The organism is Sphaerisporangium cinnabarinum, assembly GCF_055567015.1.
The window spans coordinates 1-1,016 of record NZ_JBVHRG010000024.1; the positions used below are offsets into that span (position 1 = coordinate 1).

A 1,016-nucleotide genomic window follows, 5' to 3' on the forward strand; every position below is an offset into this window, starting at 1 on the left:
TGTACTGACCCGCTGCGTTGTTGACGCGGTCGATGGGGCGAATGCCGCCGATGCCAAGGTGGGGTCGGTTCATGTTGTAGTGCTCGAGCCATCGGGGCAAGGCCGCGGCGCGTTCGGTGTTCGAGGTCCAGACGCGGGCGTAGGCCCATTCGGTGGCGAAGGTCCGGTTGAGTCTTTCGGCCTTGCCGTTGGTCCAGGGGCAGTGCGGGCGGATGAACTTCTGGCGGGCGCCCAAGCGCGCGACGGCCATCGCGAACCCTGTGCCGGGGCGGTAGGCGAACGCGTTGTCGGTGATCACTCGTTCGATGCGGGCGATGCCGTGGGCGGCGAAGTAGGCGGCGGCGTTGGTCAGGAACCGTGCGCAGGTGCTGGTCTTCTCGTCGTCGTGGATCTCGACGTAGGCGAGGCGGGAGTGGTCGTCGATCGCGGCGTGCACGTAGTCGTATCCGATCCCGCGACCGCGGACCTGCTCCGAGCGGCCGTGCGCTCGCCAACCTCCGCCGTCGGGGATGCGCCCGAGCTTCTTGACATCGACGTGGACCAGCGACCCGGGGTAGGGATGCTCGTAGCGGTTCGCTGAACGCCGGGTGGCGCGGATGACCTGCCCGGTCACCGGGTCGCACTGCGCCAGGGGCGGGACACGGTGGCGGGCTAGGACCCGTCCCACGGTCGAGGCCGGCACCCCCACTATCCGGGAGATCGTGAGTGGGCCGCGCCGGGTCAGCATCCGCGCGATCCGCACCCGCGTCTCGACACAGGCCGGGGTCCGGCGCGGGTGCGTGCGCGCCACGCTCGGCCGGTCGACCAACCCCGGACGGCCCTCGGCCTGGAACCGGCGCCACCACCGCCACGCCGTCGTGCGCGAGACACCCATCTCCGCCGCGACATGCGCGACCGGGCGACCAGCAGCGATACGCCGAACCATGATCAACCTGCCGGCCGGAGTCAGCCGGGCATTAGCGTGGGACACGAGAGACCTCCGTTGGCACGAGCCGGGTTCCTAGACAGCTCCCACT

1 protein-coding gene is annotated in these 1,016 nt (G+C 70.2%); it reads right to left on the bottom strand.

Annotated features, from left to right (window positions below; all coding sequences use genetic code 11):
• Nucleotides 1-970, bottom strand: a 970-nt coding sequence (locus ACZ4MO_RS18795) for an IS481 family transposase (protein ID WP_175010227.1), incomplete at its 3' end; no start/stop codon positions are given.
• Between the last annotated feature and the right edge of the window lie 46 nt (nucleotides 971-1,016).